Below are 17,297 nucleotides of genomic sequence, written 5' to 3' on the forward strand. Positions count from 1 at the left end.
ATGAAACTTCAGTTTAAGGTCCAGCAATACCAGACAGACGCCGTCGACTCCGTAGTCCAAGTCTTCGCAGGTCAGCCCAAACACGACGGCATCTCATACCGAATCGACCCCGGCAATGGGAGGCCCGCCGTTAACCCCACGCTCTTCGAGACAAGCCAGACACCTGACTCGGGTCTGCGAAACGCGGAGATCGCGCTCACAGGTGTGCAGCTGATGGAGAACGTGCACAAAGTGCAGCGGTCCCGGAACCTGCCGCTCTCGGCCAAGCTCGTCGACAGCAAGGCCGCCCCAGGAGCCCCTAATCTTGACGTGGAGATGGAGACGGGTACGGGCAAGACCTACGTCTACATAAAAACGATCATGGAACTGCACAAGCGGTATGGCTGGTCGAAATTCATTATTGTTGTCCCTTCGATTGCGATCCGCGAGGGTGTGAAGAAGACTTTCGAAGTGACGGCCGAGCACTTCCAGCAGGTCTACGGGACGAAGCCACGCTCGTTCGTCTACAACTCCTCACAGCTCCACGAGCTGGAGCGGTTCAGCTCGGACGCCGGCGTGCAGGTAATGATCATCAACATCCAGGCCTTCAACGCCACTGGGAAAGACCAGCGGCGCATCTATGACGAGCTCGACGACTTCCAGTCCCGCCGCCCGATTGATGTCATCAAGGCCAATCGCCCGATTGTCATCATCGATGAACCCCAGAAAATCGGCGCAGACAACTCACTTAAGGCGCTGGCGCAGTTCGACGCGCTGATGATGCTGCGCTACTCGGCCACCCATAAGATCGAGCACACCAAAGTCCATCGGCTTGACGCGCTGGACGCCTACAACCAGAAGCTGGTCAAGAAGATCGCGGTCCGCGGGATCACCGTGAAAGGCCTGGCCGGTTCCACCGCATACCTATATTTGGACGCGGTCGAGATCGCCAAGGGCGCCAAGCCCAGGGCCAGGGTTGAGATCGAAGTGCAGACGAAGGGTGGCCCCATCAAGCGTCAGGTGAAGCGCCTCGATGTGGGCACTAACCTGCACGATCTATCAAATGGAATTGAAGCCTACAAGGGCCTCTTTGTTACCGAGATCGATGCCAACCGCGACGTGATCGAGCTGAGCAATGGTGACGTCGTCATCGCCGGTCAGCTTGCCGACCGCGACGTGACCCAGGAGACGAAGCGGCGCATCCAGATTCGTGAAGTGATCCGCGCCCACCTCGACAAAGAGCGGGAGCTCTTCAGCCAAGGGATCAAGGTACTCTCCCTCTTCTTCATCGACGAGGTCACGAAGTATCGCGACTATGACCGCGAGGACACGCTCGGAGACTATGCTCGCGTATTCGAGGAAGAGTACGCCGCCGTCCGCGACGATGTGCTAGGTGAGCTCGGCCTCGATGAGACAACCTCTGCCTATCAGGAGTATCTCCGCCGAGATGACGTCCGAGCCGTGCACGAGGGTTACTTCTCCATCGACAAGAAGACCAAGCGTCAGGTCGAGGGTAAGGTGAGCGGTCGCGGGGATGACAAGGGCCAGTCGACCGACTCGGACGCATACGACCTGATCCTCAAACAAAAGGAACGTCTGCTGTCGTTTGGAGAGCGGGTGCGGTTCATTTTCTCGCACTCTGCTCTGCGGGAGGGCTGGGACAACCCCAACGTATTCGTCATGGGCATGCTCAAGAAGAGCGACAACACAGTCTCCCGTCGCCAAGAGATCGGGCGTGGTCTGCGCTTGGCGGTCGATCAACATGGGGAGCGCATGGACAACCCAGTGACGGTACACGACATCAACGAGTTGACCGTGGTTACCGACGAATCCTACACCCACTTCGTCGCCGGCCTTCAGCAGGAGATTGCAGAGTCCCTGACCGCGCGGCCGCGCAAGGCGAGCATCAAGTTCTTCACTGGTAAGACGATGCAGACACCCAGCGGCGAGTCTGTCGTCGAGGAGGCACTTGCTCAGGCCCTGTACAAGTACCTCATCAAGAACGACTACCTTAACGACGACGACACCGTTTCCGAGGCCTACAAGCAGGCGAAGGAGACCGGAACTCTTGCCGAGCCAACCTCGGAGGTATTGCGGCCGGTCATCGACTTCGTTTGGCCGCTCGTGGAAATGCTGTATCTCGACGTGCCACTACCGATCGACGACCGTAAGCCGAAGAAGATTCCGCTCAACCAGGCGAATTTCGCGAAGAAAGAGTTCCAGGCACTCTGGAGTCAGATCAACCACAAGGCCGTCTACCAAGTCGAGTTCAGCTCTCAGGAGTTGATCCGTAAATGCATCACGGTGCTCAACAAGCACCTGAACGTGGCCGCCTTGCAGTACGTTGTGCAGGCTGGCCAACAACGTGCGTCGCTGGAGGCCGACGACCTTACCAGCGGGGGCGGGTTCACAGTGTCGAGCACGCAGACCCATACCGAAAACGTCAGCGCCGGTTCGCAGGTGAAGTACGACCTGCTTGGGGAGATTACCGATAAAACGCAGCTCACGCGACGAACTGTCGCCGAGATCCTCGGCGGGGTTGCCCCAGGAACTTTCGCGAAATTCCGGCTCAACCCGGAGCAGTTCATCACTGAGGCCGCCCGCCTCATCAACGAACAGAAAGCGACGGTCATCGTCGAGCACCTGACCTACGATGCGCTGGAGGACCGCTTCGACTCGGCGATCTTTACCGAGAATCAGACGAAGCAGGATTTCACTCATGCGGGCAGCAAGCTGACGAAGCACATCTACGACTACGTCATCACCGACTCGAAGATCGAGCGCGCGTTCGTTAAGGAGCTGGACACCAGCCAGGAAGTCGCGGTCTACGCAAAGCTTCCACGCGGTTTCTTCATCCCAACCCCCGTGGGCGACTACAACCCGGACTGGGCAATTGCGTTCACCGAGGGCAGTGTCAAGCACGTCTATTTCGTCGCCGAGACCAAGGGCTCCCTCTCGACCCTCCAGCTCAAAGGCGTCGAAGACGCCAAGATCGAATGCGCTCGCAGGTTCTTCGCATCGCTCAACGAGAAGAACGGTGACGACGTCACGTACGACGTAATCACGGACTACAGCGAGCTCATGCAGCTCGTAGGTCCGAACGCACCGGTGGCTGCACAAACGGAATTCGCTACAGCGGGCGATGCGAGCTGATCTGATCTCAAATGAGGTGAAGCGGTGGTGCGGTAACTCTGTCGGTCCACACCGTGGGTAAGGCCGCGTTCTGAATAGAAGCGAGAGAAATAGCCAAATGACTTCCCTCATCTCCTGGCTCGACGCGTCCACCGAGGAAAACTCGAAGATGCGCGAGCTCGTGAAGCTCTTCGGCACGCCGGAAACCACTGATGACCTCGGCATGGGCCAGCTGCGCGACGCGATCAGCAACAGCTTGTTCCCGGGTACTTCTGTGCTGCACCTGGGCGCACGGTATATGCTCCTCGTTCCGTGGGCTTATCAAGTTGCCCATCGCAGTACTCGGAACCCGGATGATCTGAGGAAGCGGTCCGAGGAGTCTGAGCGACAATTGATCGTACGACTTAAGGAGCGAGGAGAGGACAGCTTCATCGGCCGGGACGCCGGCAGGAACGTTCGGCAGCTTCCTTCGGCGGCCTACTGGTCGGCGCTTCGCCGCTACGGGATCGTGAACCCCGAGACAGACCGTTCCTCCGTCGCCCAGCTCATGTGCACAGACACCCCTTCCCCCGAGGATGGCGACAACGCCTACTACATCTGGAACCAGAGCCTCCCGAAGCCCCCGGAAGGCTTCCCTCAGACAGACGAACGCGGATTGACCCTGTCCCACGACGAGGCCCGTTGGCTTCAGGAACGCATCCTCACCACCTGCCCGGGCACGATGCTGGCTCACGTTGTCGGGTCCGAAGTCAGTCCCGAGCGCAGCCTCTGGGCTCCCTGGCTTGACCCGGCGTGCCGTAGCGCAAATGGCGAACCTGCGCAGTGGCTGAAGGATGCGGAAGCATTCTCTTTCATCCACAACGGCGCCACCATCCTCTACCAGCACCTCTTGGGCGAGCTGTCTATGAGGAAGTTCTCCTCCGGCGAGGGCACCCTCGAGCCAACGAATAAGCTCCTGGAAGCATGGGAGGACCAGCGCGGCACCAAACGCGACCTCCTCGCCAGCTGGGACGTGGACGATTACCTCAGCCGCGCCAAAGCACTGAACCACAGCATCAATATCAGCGCCGCCGACTTCGCACGGGCCATGCTTGCGGCAGCCCTAAGCCCAGGAAGGCTGATCGACAACACAGACTTCCGTCCCGCCGTCGAAACCCGGGAGAAGCTGATGAAGAAGTCCAACTCGCGGTTCCGCAACGAACGCCGGCTCCGCGCCTGGCAACCGCCCAATCAGGTCGCGTCCCTGACCTTCCGCTGGGCCCAAGTCCGCAGGAACGTCCTGGACATCCACGCAGGACTCGCACTGGAAGGTCAGTCACATGCTTGAGGCAGCCAACAGGCAGGCACTCACCCAGCAGCTGCGCCCACCGGCAGGATTCCGGCTCGCCCACGCCGTCGGCACCACTTTCACGCTGGACATGACCAGCGCGTTGTCGGTTCCGCTGAGCTTCGTGGCCGGCTCTGGAGAGGAATTCACCAATCCGGTGGCGATCCTCAGCGCACTGCGCAAGGTCTCCGACCGCGTGGACATCTTCTGCCAAGCAGGCCATATCAAGGCGCCCTCGGACGCCTCGGACCTGCTCGCGCTGCTCGAGCCGATGGTCCATCAGGTCAGCGTCACGCGCGGGCTGTTCCACCCCAAGCTCTGGCTCCTTGAATTCGAGAACGACACCGAGCGCCGCTACCGCTTCCTGTGCAGCAGCCGGAACCTCACCACTGACGCCAGCTGGGACCTCCTCGTCCGGCTGGACGGCGAACCCGTGCAGGGCTCCGAAGCCGCCGGCCCGGACAGCGGACCCCTGGCGCGCTTCGTCGCCGCGCTCCCTGACCTCTGCACCGTTAAGCCCGACGCCGAGAGGCTGGGCCGCGTGCGCGGCCTCGCCTCCCGCCTGGCAGACGTCCGCTGGGACCTGCCGGAGGACATCCATCGGCTAGCGTTCCGGCCGATGGGCATGGGCGAAGAGTTCGAGCCGGGCTCGATCGTGGCTCACCTCCGCGATCCCGAGAAGTTCATGGCGCTCAACAACAAGACCGGAGACGCCGCCTTCCTGGGCCGGGACAAGCTGGTCATCTCGCCCTTCCTCGACGACAGGCTGATTGGCCGGCTGCAGGACCGCTGGACCGAGAACCTTTACGTCTACTCACGGGGAGACCAGCTTGACCTCCTGAACGAGAAGACCGTGGCTGACACCCGGACGTCCTTCAAAGCCTTCGACGAGCTCGGCATCCCCGAATCGGCAGACTCAGGATTGAGTGAGACGGACGAGTCCGGCGTCCAGCGCGTTGCCGACGACCTAACCGGCCTGCATGCCAAGGCCTACTTCTGCGACTACGACCACTTCACCTACGCCCTCCTGGGATCCGCCAACGCCACAGAAGCAGGGTTCACACGGAACGTGGAGTTCCTGCTGGAAATGCGCGGAGCCAAAAAGCGCCTCGGGGTTCAGCGGATCAGGGAAAGCCTGAAGGACGTTCCCTTCGCGGTCTATGACGGCACCGGCGGCCAAGACCGAACCAAAGAGGACGAGGCTGCCTTCCGGCTGGAGAACGCCCTGCGGGGCGCTGCCGCACAGCGGTTCCTCCTCGACGCCGTCCCCGAAGACGCAGCCAAGAACACGTTCACGGTGACCGTCTCACACGACTGGTCACCGAAGCCCGAGTTCACCGCGAAGCTGCGGCTCCTCTCACTCCCCCAGCCGAGCTCCGTCGTCGAGCCTTCCGGAGGACAGCACGAACATTCCTTCCATGCCATACCGCTCGCAGACGTGACCCCGTACCTGGTGCTGACGCTGGAGGACGCGGAAGCCGGGATGTCCAAGAGCACTGTGATCCAGGGCAGCCTGCGCACCGACCCTGCGGGGCGGCTGGACGAGATCATCGCCCGCCAGCTGGATGACCCGCAGAAGCTCCGCCAGTTCCTCCTGTTGTTCCTCACCCCTGAAGATGCGCTGCTGGGGTCGGGAACCGGCACCGGCTGGTTCACCGGGTCCGGATTCGGGGACGGATCCACCGCCGGGCTCTTTGAGGCGATGGTGGGCGCCATGGCCGGTCCGGACGCCAACTCAGTGTTCCCGGACCTGAAGGTCGTGATGGACCGGCTGCTCGCCCTTCAAAGCGATAATCCGGAGATTCAGCAGCTGCACGCACTATGGACGGCAGCCACGGAGGCACTAGACATGGGGGAACTTCATGGGGTTTGACGCAACGCCCGCGCTTGATGGGCTCCGGGGCTTTCAGCGCCGGACCGTGGAACATGTTTTCAAGCGCCTGTATCTGGATGACCAGCCGGCGGATCGCTTCCTCGTCGCCGACGAGACTGGTCTGGGCAAGAGCATGGTGGCCCGCGGCGTCATTGCCAAAGCGATTGAGCGGCTGGACCGCTCCGATTCAGGAGTGGACCGGATCGACGTCGTCTACGTCTGCTCCAATGCCGACCTGGCCAAGCAGAACCTCGGCCGGCTGAACGTCACCGGGCAGAAGGACATCATTGAGTCCGGGCGGCTGACATTGTTGCCCACCGAGCTGGACAAGCTCAATGCTCCCGCCGCCCCCGGAACCCGGAAGCGCGTCAACTTCATCTCGCTGACTCCGGGCACCTCGTTCAACGTCAGCAAAGCTCCAGGCCAGGCCAGAGAGCGCGGAGTGCTCTTCCGGATCCTTGAACAGCTCGGAGCGATTAGTCCGGAACGAAGGGATGACGCCGTCGAGCTGCTGAGGTCGGGCGCCGGCGTCCCCGGCTTCAGTTGGGAAGTCAAACGACTCACTGAACTACACCCCGAAGGGTTCGTCACGTCCGTGTGCGACAAATTCAGCGAGCTCGCCACGAAAAGCGGACATCTTGCAGCCTTCGAAGCTGCCATGTACGACGTCTTGACCGACGGAACTGACGATGTCCGGCTGCGCATGAGCGCTATCATCGGCGGGCTGCGGGGAGACCTCGCCCAGGCCGGACTGGATTGCCTGGAACCTGACCTGATCATCCTGGACGAGTTCCAGCGCTTCCGCGATCTGCTCTACTCCCCCGGCACCGCACCCGACGACGAGGATCCCGCGGCGGAGCTCGCCCGGCAGTTCCTGAACTACAAGGGAGCCAAGCTCATCCTGCTCTCGGCCACGCCGTACAAGGCGCACACGGGAGCGAACGAGGCCGACGGCGACGACCACGCCGCAGACTTCCGGCAGCTGCTGCGTTTCCTCAGCAGCGAGCGGGCGGGGTATATGGAAAGTCTCGAAACCGATCTGGATGACCGGCGGACACAGCTTCTGAAGCAGGTTCCTGACGAAGCGCTGACACATCGCACCGAGGACGGTCTGAAGATGTTTATGAGCCGGACCGAGCGGCCGCAGCTCGGCAAGGACGACATGCTATCCGTGATCGAGATGGCGCCCACGGATGTTCGGGCCGGGGACCTCACCAGTTACAGATCGCTGTCCGCCCTGTTCAGCGCCACGCGCGCCGGCAGTCCGATGGAGTATTGGAAGTCCGTGCCGATGTTCGCGCATTTCCTCACCGACTACAAAGTCGGCAGGATGTTGGACGGCCGGATCCACTGCGACCGAGAGGCTGTTGACCCCGTACTGCCGGCCTTGGCCACGATCGACGCCGATGCGTACCGACGCTACGGCGCCGTGGAGACCGACAATGCCAAGTTCCGGGCGGTGCGCGACCACACTGTGGGCCAGGATTGGTGGAAGCTGCTGTGGATGCCGCCTTCGCTCCCCTACGTTGAGCCTTCCGGCGCGTTCGCCGAAGTGGGGCCGGATGTCACCAAGCAGCTGGTCTTCTCAGCGTGGAACGCAGCCCCGACGGCTATCACCACCTTGCTCTCCTACGAGGCCGAGCGGCAGATCCTGGAAGGCTCGGCGCTCCACGGTGAGAACTCGGCGGAGGCCCGCAAGCGCTTCCGCGGCCGCTTGCGTTTCCGTGTTCGTGTCGGCGAGCCGCAGGCCATGTCTACTTTGGCGCTCTTCATCCCGCACGCCGCCCTGGCCCTCGCGGGGGATCCTTTGCTGAGCGCGTCAATGAGTGGTTTTGTGGTGCCCGCCGACGTAGTGCGGGATGCCGCGGCCGCGGCGGGCAGCACCTTGGTGGGCGGTATCGCCGTCGACCCTGCAAGCCGTCTGGGCGCATGGGCTTCCTATTTCTCAGTCCCTGGCGCCCTGCCGGCAGAGTGGAGGAGCGATGCCAAGCTGGCGACGCGGGAGCTGAGGCAGCTGGACGAGTACACGCAGCAGCAAGGCAAAACACCCGACAGCGGGGAGACCGACCAGGAAGGCGGCTCCGAGGCCGGGCTCTACCTTGCCCACATTGAGCGCATGTTGGAGGTGGCCGGCGGCGTGCCTGCGGGCTGGGAGGACGGGATAGAAGACCTGGCCGTCAATTCTCCGGCCAACTGCCTCTACCGCGCCTTGCGGCGTGTGGTTCCGGATGAGTTCGACCCTGCTGAGCTGTGGAAGGCCGCAGTGTTCGCGGCAACCGGTCTGCGAACACTCTTCAACCGGCTCGACGCCACGGAGCTCCTGGACAAGCTATACCCCGAGGGCGATTACTGGCAGAAGGTCCTACGCTACTGCGAAGCCGGGAACCTGCAGGCTGTCCTGGACGAGTACGTATTCCAGCTCCGAAGCCAGCAGGCACCTGGGGAGATCACAAACGAGCAGCTGTGGGCCCTGGCAGATGACATCCGCCGCTCGCTGTCCCTGAAGCCTGCGCAGATGCTCGCCAAGTATCCGGACGGATCCCATGAAGATCTCCGAATGGGCGTCCGCTTCGCCGTCCGGTACAGCAATGCCAAGACGGACGACGGCGACAGCAACCGCATGCCCGATGTCCGGCGCGCCTTCAACAGTCCGTTCTGGCCGTTCGTTCTGGCGTCGACTTCCGTGGGGCAGGAAGGCATCGACTTTCACTGGTGGGCGCACTCCGTCATCCACTGGAACGTGCCGGGCAACCCGGTTGATTTTGAACAGCGGGAGGGGCGGGTGCACCGGTATCTGGGGCATGCAGTGCGGAAGAACGTCGCAGATGCCCACGGTGCTGCCGTGCTGAAACCTGGGGTGATGGATCCATGGGAGACGCTGTTCTCGGTTGCCACCTCTGAGATCGCTGCACGGCCAGAGGATTCCAGCACAGAGTTCGCCCCGCACTGGATTCACCCGGGAGAGCACAAGATCGAGCGACGACTACTGGACCATCCGCTGAGCCGTGATGTGCCGAGGACAAATTACATGCTTGCCGGGTTAGCGAAGTATCGGCTGACGCTGGGGCAGGCCCGGCAGGACGATCTGTTGGGGCTGATCAAAGATGGGGCGGAGATCAAGCCGCTGAATTTGCGGCCATAAGACTTGAACGGGATGGATCTTTTGCGCTGTTTACAGATTCAAAATACGGGAAAGTTGGAGGAGTAGTGTGGCACAAAACGTCTACCCTCAGCTGTAATGTGGCCAAATTCCTGCCCTGATAATGCAGCAGCGGGTAACATGCAACCTGCGGCCCTCAAGCAGCCTCTAACCGAAGGTGCACCTTTTGCGAAGAGGACAAGAGGAGCCCACACCTCGATAGATTTATCCTCCTGCGCGGTGCCCGAATTACGATTTTGGAGGCCAGTCCATGCTCATTAGTTCGTTGTCGCTTCCTCGGGACCTGTATCTCCTAGAAGGCGAAATAACGTGCGTCCGCAGGTCGGAGGTCCACCTCCTGACAGCGAGACGAAACGCGTGGAACAGCACAACGATCAATCAGTACAAGACCAGCTCCGCTATCTTCACCAATGCGACTTCGGCACGCAAAGCGGCTGAGCGGCAAAGGAAACCCGGCACATATTTCGAGATTGCTGAAATTCCATCGCTCGTATTCGACCTGGCACAGCGCAGCCTGGTCGTCTGCCAGCTCAATGCTTCTCCGCTGTTCAGGTCCTGGAACATACCCAAGGTTATGATCGCCCGTGACTACTCGATGACGGGAATCGAGGTCTTCAACATGTTTGCTGGGGGCAGCTACCGGGAATCAGTTTCAGGTTGGCGATACACCGAAGGAGAGCCGGACGTTATCCTCGGAACAGCGGAGGGAAATCCGCTGGCCAGTTCACAGGGCCGGGGGCAGCTTCAGCTAGAACGCTCCTCCGTGGAGTCCGGCGGTTGGATGTCGTTTAGCGTCGTGCGAAAGACGCGCGCCAATCCAACGCATATAGAACGCGTCATTGGCGAACTCGGTCACCTGACTCAGCAACAACTTCGTGTCAACGAAGTCGCAGCCAGATTTCACGTAACGAGCGCGCATGTCCTGGACATGTTGCGGGTGGTCGGATCGCCGGCAAAGAGTAACCGCAGCTGGGTAGACGTTGCCGCTATCGACCAGATTCGGCCGCTCGCTAGGAAACTACTGCGGGAGCGCGTACAACAGCCATAGTCGGCTGCCTGACTTGAAGCCAAGCTCCGGCAGGCACGTTATGCCTCCCTGAAGCGCGCATAGGCAGCTTCCAGAAGCGATCTACTGGGACGCTCGGCCCGCTTCGGTGGAACACTCATGAGCGGCTGCCCGTGCCGCTCTTGGAGACCATACTTCAGCATCGGACCGTCAACCTCGGCCAGAATGTCGGTCCGTATTTCGACTATTAGGTCGGGCCGGACTCCTAAGATTTTCGAATCAAACGCCGCATGGTGAATTTTGCACATTGCCATGCCATTGACGACGGTCGGAACACCGCCGTCGTGCGAGTCCGGGATGATGTGAGCGGCATCCAGCAGCACCTTGTGCCGGAGGTTACAGATGGCGCAGCGCGTTCCATATGCGTTGATAACCGTTGATCGAAATAGACGCTGGTGAAGTCGAGTGCGGGCAATCCGAGTCCCATAGCGTCTTATGGCGTCGACCTCCAGCGGAGAGTCCAGGTCCGCGTCACCCCCTAAAAATGCCCGCTGTGGGTCAATGTCCACGACAAACTGCTGCTTGTCCACCTCCTCGTCCATCAAGAAGACCGGGAATACCGGCTGAAATAAACCAGGCGCGACTCCGAAAAACCAGATCAGCGGGAGTCCCTCGTCCATGGCTCTGCGCAATGCCCGGTTGTCGGAAGCGTCGGCATCATCCCCCTGCCACTTGTAGCGCAGCATCCCGTCCAATCCGACTTCGTCCTCGTAAGGCCTTTCCTGGCCGGGGCGTCGAAAAGTTGTAGAGATCGATAGTGCTGCATCCAGCTGGCGAGGTTTCCAGATCCCCCGCTGTCTACTTTTCAACGGCAGCCTGGTACCTTCGAATTCAAAATCCTCCAGATCTAGATAGCCGATGGAATCCTGACCGTCATTGGTGCGGACGGCCAACCAGGAATGCGCTGCTCGTCGGAGACGAGAATCCAGCGAATCGGAGGGACCCTCCAAATATCGGAGAACATCGGCCTTGGGCACCCGAAATGCGCCACGGGCACCTCTGGCCGTGTCGAGGTACACGTTTGGAAATACGCCGCGCTGCACATAATCAGCCGCCGTGCTTTGGTGGCGGCCAATCATGACAGCCACTTCACTTGTGCTCAGGTGGGGCCCTGCGCTAACGGGAGCCTCGGGAAAGATGCGCTTCATGTCGCCAGGATAATCGGATTTAGCAGATGTGTAGTTAGCAACATATATCGGTCTCAGTTTCCCAACATGTGCGACGAGTGTTTTCCTGCAAACCAACGGCCAGTCTCCCGTGATTTTCGGAATTCGCCAATGTAGCCGAGCGTTGCTGATGTAACATCGACTCTCCACGAGCGCCTAATTGGACGATTGGGCAACAGGTCGCCATTTTGCTGAAGAATCTCGTACCATCCGTACCCGTCAGCGAGGAGGAATTGGGTGTGATTGGTGGTGGTAAGATCATGGCCACCTGCAAGCCGAACAGGGTGACGGCTTGGCCCAAGTAGGAGCCTCTGCAAATGGACGCTCAAGTGCAATGAGTCGGACCCCTCAAGTGACATCGCGCGCCATCTACGATTCGCGTCGACGGCAATATGAATGTCCGGACGCTCGAGCAAGAATTGCGAGGGATCGAAGGTGCCCATAATCTCGCCTCCACCGTCCACAGTTCTGACAGTTATTTTATTGGCCACGTCAGTAACTTGCGCGTTAAGTATCAGAGCGGCGGCATCTGCTCCATACAGGCGTTTCAGTCCGGCAAGAATCCCGTCATCCCCGGGCATTCCGGAATTGATCCATCGGGCCATGCCACGAGCGGGGTTGGCCCAAGCTAAGTGACCTAAGACGACGGCTGAGAGGGAAAACCAATAAGTGATGAAATCCGCATGAACCCCGGACCCCGCTGGATCGGACGGAGGTAGCCAATCCTCGTCGTGGGACCTTAGCGCTCTCCAGACCATCGGAAGCTCGTATTCAGAGTTTCGCAGCCCGCTTTCCCAACCCGCGTTAAAATCGGTCCACTGCCATCCATATTCGCTCAGCTCCCGTGCTGTGTGCACGGACCTGACCACCTGACCAAAGCGCGCGAGCAGCAGTTTCAACTGCTCAAAGAGCTCATGCCGTACCCTCACATCCGTCAGCGCAGAGCTACCTGTAAGAGCCAGCAAACGGTGAACGACGACGGCCGCGTCTGCAGATCTCACTTCTTGGTATCCGCACGCGGAATCTCTTTCCACTGGCAGGTACTCAGTAGCTGGATCTAATCCCAACGATTCACACATAAACCCGGCAAGCTGACTGGCGAGAAGGTGAGCCAAGGATTTCGGAACTCTTTCGGCAGCGTTACCCGCAACAAAATTCGCCAGTTTCTCCAGCTCGCCGAGCTTATAGATATCTGAGGGCTCCAAGAGGGCAATCCGAACTGCGATTTCGGACTCAAATTCTCGAGTTGGCATTTTTCCTTCACTTGCGAATTGTGGAGTTTGACCGAGTGTAGGCAGACCGGACGTATTGAAGACCAAGGCGCGCTACACGCTGTCCCGCACCCACAACCGCGAAGGCCTCCCCCGCGTCCCGTCGGACATCTGCCCCGTCCCCGCCAGTTTCGGCTCCATGAACCGCCGGAACGTGTCCCGCATCAGCGTCTGCCCGGCCACCGCCTCATGCAGCTCTCTTAGATCCTTCAATGTGAACGGTTCATCCAGCAGCGCTCCAGGGTCCGGCGCCTCGACATAAGCGGCCCGCAGCCACTCAACCGCCTTGGCCACGATGTCGGCATGCCCGTACGGCAGTCCGGCGATTACCTCCGGTTCCCCAGTCACGGAAGCCAGCCTGACGCCGTCGGACTTTAACGCTTCCTCTAAAGCCGCCAGCGGCACCACGTCCACGTGCGCCACCGACAACACCCAGCCGCGGTCATCGCGCCCCGGCTCGTCAAACACCTGCAGCTGCCGAGGCACCCGCCCTGAGATCCCTGCCTTCTCGCGCAAGCAGCGCAGCACCGCATCCGCCAGGGTTTCGCGTTCGCGCAGGAACGTTCCCGGGAGGGCCCACTTTCCGTGCTGATGATCCTCCGCGCGGCGCACCAGCAGCACGCACACGCTCCCGTCCGCGACGGTCAGCACCGCCGTGTCCACCGCCACCGACGGCCGCGGGTAGTCGAGCAGTGACGGGGCAGGGCTGTTCTTGGAATCCTTCACATCATTATTTATCGCAGTATTGCGCTAAATACGCAAGTGGTGCATACTGAAATCAATTAGCGCAAAAATGCATTAAATCAACCGGAGGTCACCATGAAAGTCCCGCAGCTCCACGTCGGCGCCGGCAGCAGGCTCGGCCCCCTCAGCATCTTTCCCGTCTGGACCTCCGGCTCCGGCAGCCTCGGAATCAGCACCGGTACCCACGCCGACGTCGCCGTCACCGAACTCGCCGGTGGCGCCCAGGTGGCCCGCCTCACCGTCACCAACAACGGCCCGAATCCCGCGCTGCTGCTGGAAGGCGAACTCCTGGAAGGCGGACAGCAGCACCGGACCTGCGCCCGCGACGTCGTCCTCGGCCCGGGCGAAACCCGCGACATCGACACCTTCTGCGTCGAGGCTGGCCGCTGGGAAGCCGGCCAGACCACCCACCGCCGGCAGGCCCGGCGCGCTCCCCTCAACGTCTGGTCCGAGCTGGCCAACGGCCCCGACGGCCAGCACGGCGGAAACCGCCAGGGCCGCATCTGGGAGCGGGTCAGCCGTTTCGACAACGCCCGGGGCGCTTCCGCGACCAGCTCCCTCCTCCAGCACATGGACTGGTTCAGGGACGACAAGGAGGAACGCAACCGCTTCAGCGCCGCGGACGCACCGAAGCCGCTCGAAGGCCAGCGCGGCGTGGTGATCGGCCTCGGCCAGCAGCCGCTGCTCCTGGAGGTCTTCGGCACCAGCACGCTCTTCCTGCGCCACTACCGCCAGCTCATCGAGTCGGCACTGCTGGACCTCGAGCTCCTGCCACCCCAGGCACTGGCATCCGGTGCCATGCCCGGCCAGCGCGCCCGCGATTTCGCCGCCCACGTCCAGGCGATGGACTTCGGAACGTTCGACGACGGGCCGGCGGCCGTGGAGGTCCGTGACCACGGCGCGCTCCGCAGCCGCAACGTCTCCCGCGCCGCCGGAGCGGTCACCGCCGCCGGGATCGCCGTCGAACTTCCCCGGCGCCGCCCCCAGCTGGCCCACCTGACCGGCTGGAACACCAAACACCCCCTGATGGAGATGGCATGAAACTGAACCCCCTGCAGAATGACCGCGCGGCCGGCGTCCTCGTCGCCCTGGCCGCGGGCGACGCCCTCGGAGCCGGCTACGAGTTCGGCGCGCCGCTGCCGGACGGCGCGGAAGTGACCATGAAGGGCGGCGGCCCGTTCGGGTTCGCGCCGGCCGAGTGGACGGACGACACGTCCATGGCCATCCCGATCGCCCAGGCGCTGGTGGAATCCGCCTCCGGTGCCGGGTCCTCCTCCCCCGCGGCGCTGACCATGGTGGTCCGGGCCTGGGCTTCCTGGGCGGCGGAGGCGAAGGACGTGGGCGCGCAAACCAGCTCTGTCATCGCGACGGCCCGACTGCTGGCTTCCGCTGACGGGCGGAGCAAGGTTCACGCGGCCGACTTCAGCGCCGCCGCCGCGGACTTCCACGCCCGCACCGGCCGCAGCGCCGGCAACGGCTCGCTGATGCGCACGGCCCCGCTGGCCCTCGCATACCTGCACCGGGATCCGGCCGAACTGATGGCCGCGGCTGGCGTGATGAGCGCCCTGACCCACGCCGACCCCGACGCCCAGGAAGCCTGCGGTCTGTGGTGCGTTGCCATCCGCAACGCGGTGCTCACCGGGCGGCTCGACGTCCGTGCCGGTCTGCCGCTGCTGCCCGCCGAGCGTGCTTCGGTGTGGCTGGAGCGGGTCGATGTTGCGGAGCGGTCCCGGCCCAGGGACTTCACCCGCAACAGCTGGGTGGTGGAGGCGTTTCAGGGCGCCTGGAGCGCCATCCACTATGCGGGCCAGTCGGCGTCGGGTCCGGCCCACTTGCGGGCGGCGTTGGAGGAGGCTGTGCGCGGCGGCCGGGATACCGATACGGTGGCCGCGATCGCCGGCGGGCTGCTGGGCGGCGCGTACGGCTACACCGCGGTGCCTTTCGAGTGGCGCCGGCGCCTGCATGGCTGGCCGGGCCTCCGTGCCCGCGACCTGATGACCCTCGGCATGGAGCTTGGCCGCGGCGAGGGCCGCCGGCCCGCCTCATGGCCGCGCGCCGATCGCCACGACTACAGCATGTGGAGCCGCACCGACGCGCTGGTCCGGCACCCGCACGACGACGGCGTGTGGCTGGGCGGGGTCGGCTCCCTTGCGCGGGTGCGTGAGCTGGGGATCGATGCGGTGGCGTCATTGTGCCGGCTCGGTACGCAGGATGTTCCTGCTGTCGCGGCGGAGAACCACGCGACGTTCTGGGTGGTTGACTCTCCTGGTGCGGAGGACAACGCTCATCCCCGCTTTGTGCTGCAGGAGGCGGCGGCCGCCGTCGAGCGTTACCGGTCGGAGGGCATGACGGTGCTGCTGCACTGTGTGCGGGCGGAGTCCCGGACGCCCACGGTGGCTGCTCTTTATGGGGCTTCGGTTGCCGGCGCGTCTCCGTTGCAGGCGCTGGAGGATGTGCGGCGGGTGCTGCCTGGGGCACGGCCAAATCCTCTGTTTTTGGGGGTGCTCAGGGATGACAAGGCGCTGCTGCAGCCGAGATCTGACGTAGCGGGGGACGTGGCAGCGAAAAATGTCAGTGGCCGTCTGTAGCCTTCCCAGCAACAGTTCATCCGCTCCAAGGAGGACCACATGCCGTTTCCCGCCCCGCCGCTGCGCCGAGTCCAGTCGGCCGCTGAAGTTGTTGCCAAGCGTTCCGGACTCACTGTCCTCATCGTGTCTCGCCGGGGACTCGTCCTGTGGGCTGTGGCGAGAACGGTCGAATCAACCGTGGTTGGATTGCGCTCCGGCTGGATCGCCGAGGCCGCAGCAGGACCGCGCTGGGGGAAAGCGTATGCGGAGGCCGTTCATGCGCTTGTGGAGCTGGTTCCGGACCGGAGCGAACCCGTCTTTTCCATGGTGGACACTACGGCCGAACGGTTGCTGGAGCTTGGGCTTCCGGTTGTTCATTCCTATCCCCCGGCGGCGGGTGTGGTGGCCACGGAAAAGGCCATCGCCGAAAGCCTGGATACGGTGTTCTCCCGACTGGAGATTGCCACCGATGCCTCGGTGGGGCATCGCACTCCATGGGCAGGGCACGGCTGGGTCTTGGATTTCGGAAAGGGGCAGCCGCTTCGAGCGGGCCTGAAGGCCGTGACCGGCGGAAGCATTCTGGAAAGCGAGCTGCGGGCGATCCGGCTGGCCCTTTGCGCAGCCAAGAACGCGTACACGGGAGTCCTGGATGGACGCTGCGCCGTCACCGTTTGCTCCGACAGCCTCTCAGCCGTCAGGATGCTCAGCGAGGGAGACTCTCCTCGAGAACGATCAACGTTGGCCTGCCGTGATGAAGTGCAGCGGATCCGGACGCTGGTTGCCTTTGCCGACGTCCAGTTCGACTGGGTCAAAGGCCACGCGGACCACCGGCTGAACATTCTTGCTGACCGGCTGGCGGTCATGGCCCGCAGGCACAAGGAGGCCGACCTTCCGGCGGACGACACTTTGCGTATGGTCGCCGGAATAGTCGAACAAGGGAATCTGGATCTGGCAGCCTGAGCCGGGTTTTGCGAAGGCTAGGAGCCACGCCGCCGGTTGCCAAATAATGTCC

11 protein-coding genes are annotated in these 17,297 nt (G+C 62.4%); 8 read left to right on the forward strand and 3 right to left on the reverse strand.

Annotation, left to right across the window (positions count from 1 at the left end; genetic code table 11):
- From JOE31_RS17725 to JOE31_RS17745, 5 genes are all read left to right on the forward strand, one after another.
- The gene (locus tag JOE31_RS17725) at positions 1-3,132 is read left to right on the forward strand and encodes a type III restriction-modification system endonuclease (protein WP_209746840.1); all 3,132 of its coding nucleotides are present in this window, start codon (positions 1-3) and stop codon (positions 3,130-3,132) included.
- A gap of 97 nt (positions 3,133-3,229) precedes the next feature.
- Complete coding sequence (locus JOE31_RS17730; RefSeq protein WP_209746842.1) at positions 3,230-4,438, forward strand: DUF6361 family protein; 1,209 nt, start codon at positions 3,230-3,232, stop codon at positions 4,436-4,438.
- Positions 4,431-6,311: a phospholipase D family protein gene (locus tag JOE31_RS17735; protein ID WP_209746844.1), complete on the forward strand. Its 1,881-nt coding sequence runs from the start codon at positions 4,431-4,433 to the stop codon at positions 6,309-6,311. The genes JOE31_RS17730 and JOE31_RS17735 overlap by 8 nt, the downstream gene beginning before the upstream one ends.
- Positions 6,301-9,453 (forward strand): DEAD/DEAH box helicase, encoded by a 3,153-nt coding sequence (locus JOE31_RS17740; RefSeq protein ID WP_209746846.1) that lies wholly within the window; start codon positions 6,301-6,303, stop codon positions 9,451-9,453. The genes JOE31_RS17735 and JOE31_RS17740 overlap by 11 nt, the downstream gene beginning before the upstream one ends.
- Before the next feature lie 268 nt (positions 9,454-9,721).
- Positions 9,722-10,519, forward strand: coding sequence for a hypothetical protein (locus JOE31_RS17745; RefSeq protein ID WP_209746848.1), 798 nt, complete (start codon positions 9,722-9,724; stop codon positions 10,517-10,519).
- A 38-nt stretch (positions 10,520-10,557) separates the two neighbouring features.
- On the opposite strand, the gene JOE31_RS21630 is transcribed toward JOE31_RS17745, so the two are convergent.
- The 3 genes from JOE31_RS21630 to JOE31_RS17760 form a co-directional block, all read right to left on the reverse strand.
- Entirely contained in the window at positions 10,558-11,685 is a 1,128-nt protein-coding gene (locus JOE31_RS21630; RefSeq protein WP_245199245.1) for an HNH endonuclease, read from the reverse strand.
- A 53-nt stretch (positions 11,686-11,738) separates the two neighbouring features.
- Positions 11,739-12,956: a hypothetical protein gene (locus tag JOE31_RS17755; RefSeq protein ID WP_209746850.1), complete on the reverse strand. Its 1,218-nt coding sequence runs from the start codon at positions 12,954-12,956 to the stop codon at positions 11,739-11,741.
- A 72-nt stretch (positions 12,957-13,028) separates the two neighbouring features.
- The gene (locus JOE31_RS17760; protein ID WP_209746851.1) at positions 13,029-13,700 is read right to left on the reverse strand and encodes an NUDIX hydrolase; all 672 of its coding nucleotides are present in this window, start codon (positions 13,698-13,700) and stop codon (positions 13,029-13,031) included.
- Between the two features lie 93 nt (positions 13,701-13,793).
- Here JOE31_RS17760 and JOE31_RS17765 point away from each other — a divergent pair, with 93 nt between their 5' ends.
- From JOE31_RS17765 to JOE31_RS17775, 3 genes are read left to right on the forward strand one after another with little or no spacing between them, the layout of a single operon-like run.
- Positions 13,794-14,759 carry an ARPP-1 family domain-containing protein gene (locus JOE31_RS17765; RefSeq protein ID WP_209746853.1) on the forward strand — a complete coding sequence of 322 codons (966 nt, stop codon included), beginning with the start codon at positions 13,794-13,796 and terminating at the stop codon, positions 14,757-14,759.
- Positions 14,756-16,306, forward strand: a complete 1,551-nt coding sequence (locus JOE31_RS17770) for an ADP-ribosylglycohydrolase family protein (protein WP_209746855.1) — start codon at positions 14,756-14,758, stop codon at positions 16,304-16,306. Before JOE31_RS17765 ends, JOE31_RS17770 begins: the two co-directional genes overlap by 4 nt.
- A 39-nt stretch (positions 16,307-16,345) precedes the next feature.
- Positions 16,346-17,245 carry a ribonuclease HI gene (locus JOE31_RS17775; RefSeq protein ID WP_209746857.1) on the forward strand — a complete coding sequence of 300 codons (900 nt, stop codon included), beginning with the start codon at positions 16,346-16,348 and terminating at the stop codon, positions 17,243-17,245.
- The last annotated feature ends 52 nt before the right edge of the window (positions 17,246-17,297 follow it).

It is taken from the genome of Arthrobacter sp. PvP023, assembly GCF_017832975.1.
GTDB lineage: Bacteria > Actinomycetota > Actinomycetes > Actinomycetales > Micrococcaceae > Arthrobacter.

Coding starts and splice junctions, on each gene's coding strand:
- JOE31_RS17725 (WP_209746840.1), top strand. CDS start 1: ATGAAACTTCAGTTTAAGGTCCAGCAATACCAGACAGACGCCGTCGAC.
- JOE31_RS21630 (WP_245199245.1), bottom strand. CDS start 11,685: ATGAAGCGCATCTTTCCCGAGGCTCCCGTTAGCGCAGGGCCCCACCTG.
- JOE31_RS17740 (WP_209746846.1), top strand. CDS start 6,301: ATGGGGTTTGACGCAACGCCCGCGCTTGATGGGCTCCGGGGCTTTCAG.
- JOE31_RS17745 (WP_209746848.1), top strand. CDS start 9,722: ATGCTCATTAGTTCGTTGTCGCTTCCTCGGGACCTGTATCTCCTAGAA.
- JOE31_RS17730 (WP_209746842.1), top strand. CDS start 3,230: ATGACTTCCCTCATCTCCTGGCTCGACGCGTCCACCGAGGAAAACTCG.
- JOE31_RS17765 (WP_209746853.1), top strand. CDS start 13,794: ATGAAAGTCCCGCAGCTCCACGTCGGCGCCGGCAGCAGGCTCGGCCCC.
- JOE31_RS17735 (WP_209746844.1), top strand. CDS start 4,431: ATGCTTGAGGCAGCCAACAGGCAGGCACTCACCCAGCAGCTGCGCCCA.
- JOE31_RS17775 (WP_209746857.1), top strand. CDS start 16,346: ATGCCGTTTCCCGCCCCGCCGCTGCGCCGAGTCCAGTCGGCCGCTGAA.
- JOE31_RS17755 (WP_209746850.1), bottom strand. CDS start 12,956: ATGCCAACTCGAGAATTTGAGTCCGAAATCGCAGTTCGGATTGCCCTC.
- JOE31_RS17770 (WP_209746855.1), top strand. CDS start 14,756: ATGAAACTGAACCCCCTGCAGAATGACCGCGCGGCCGGCGTCCTCGTC.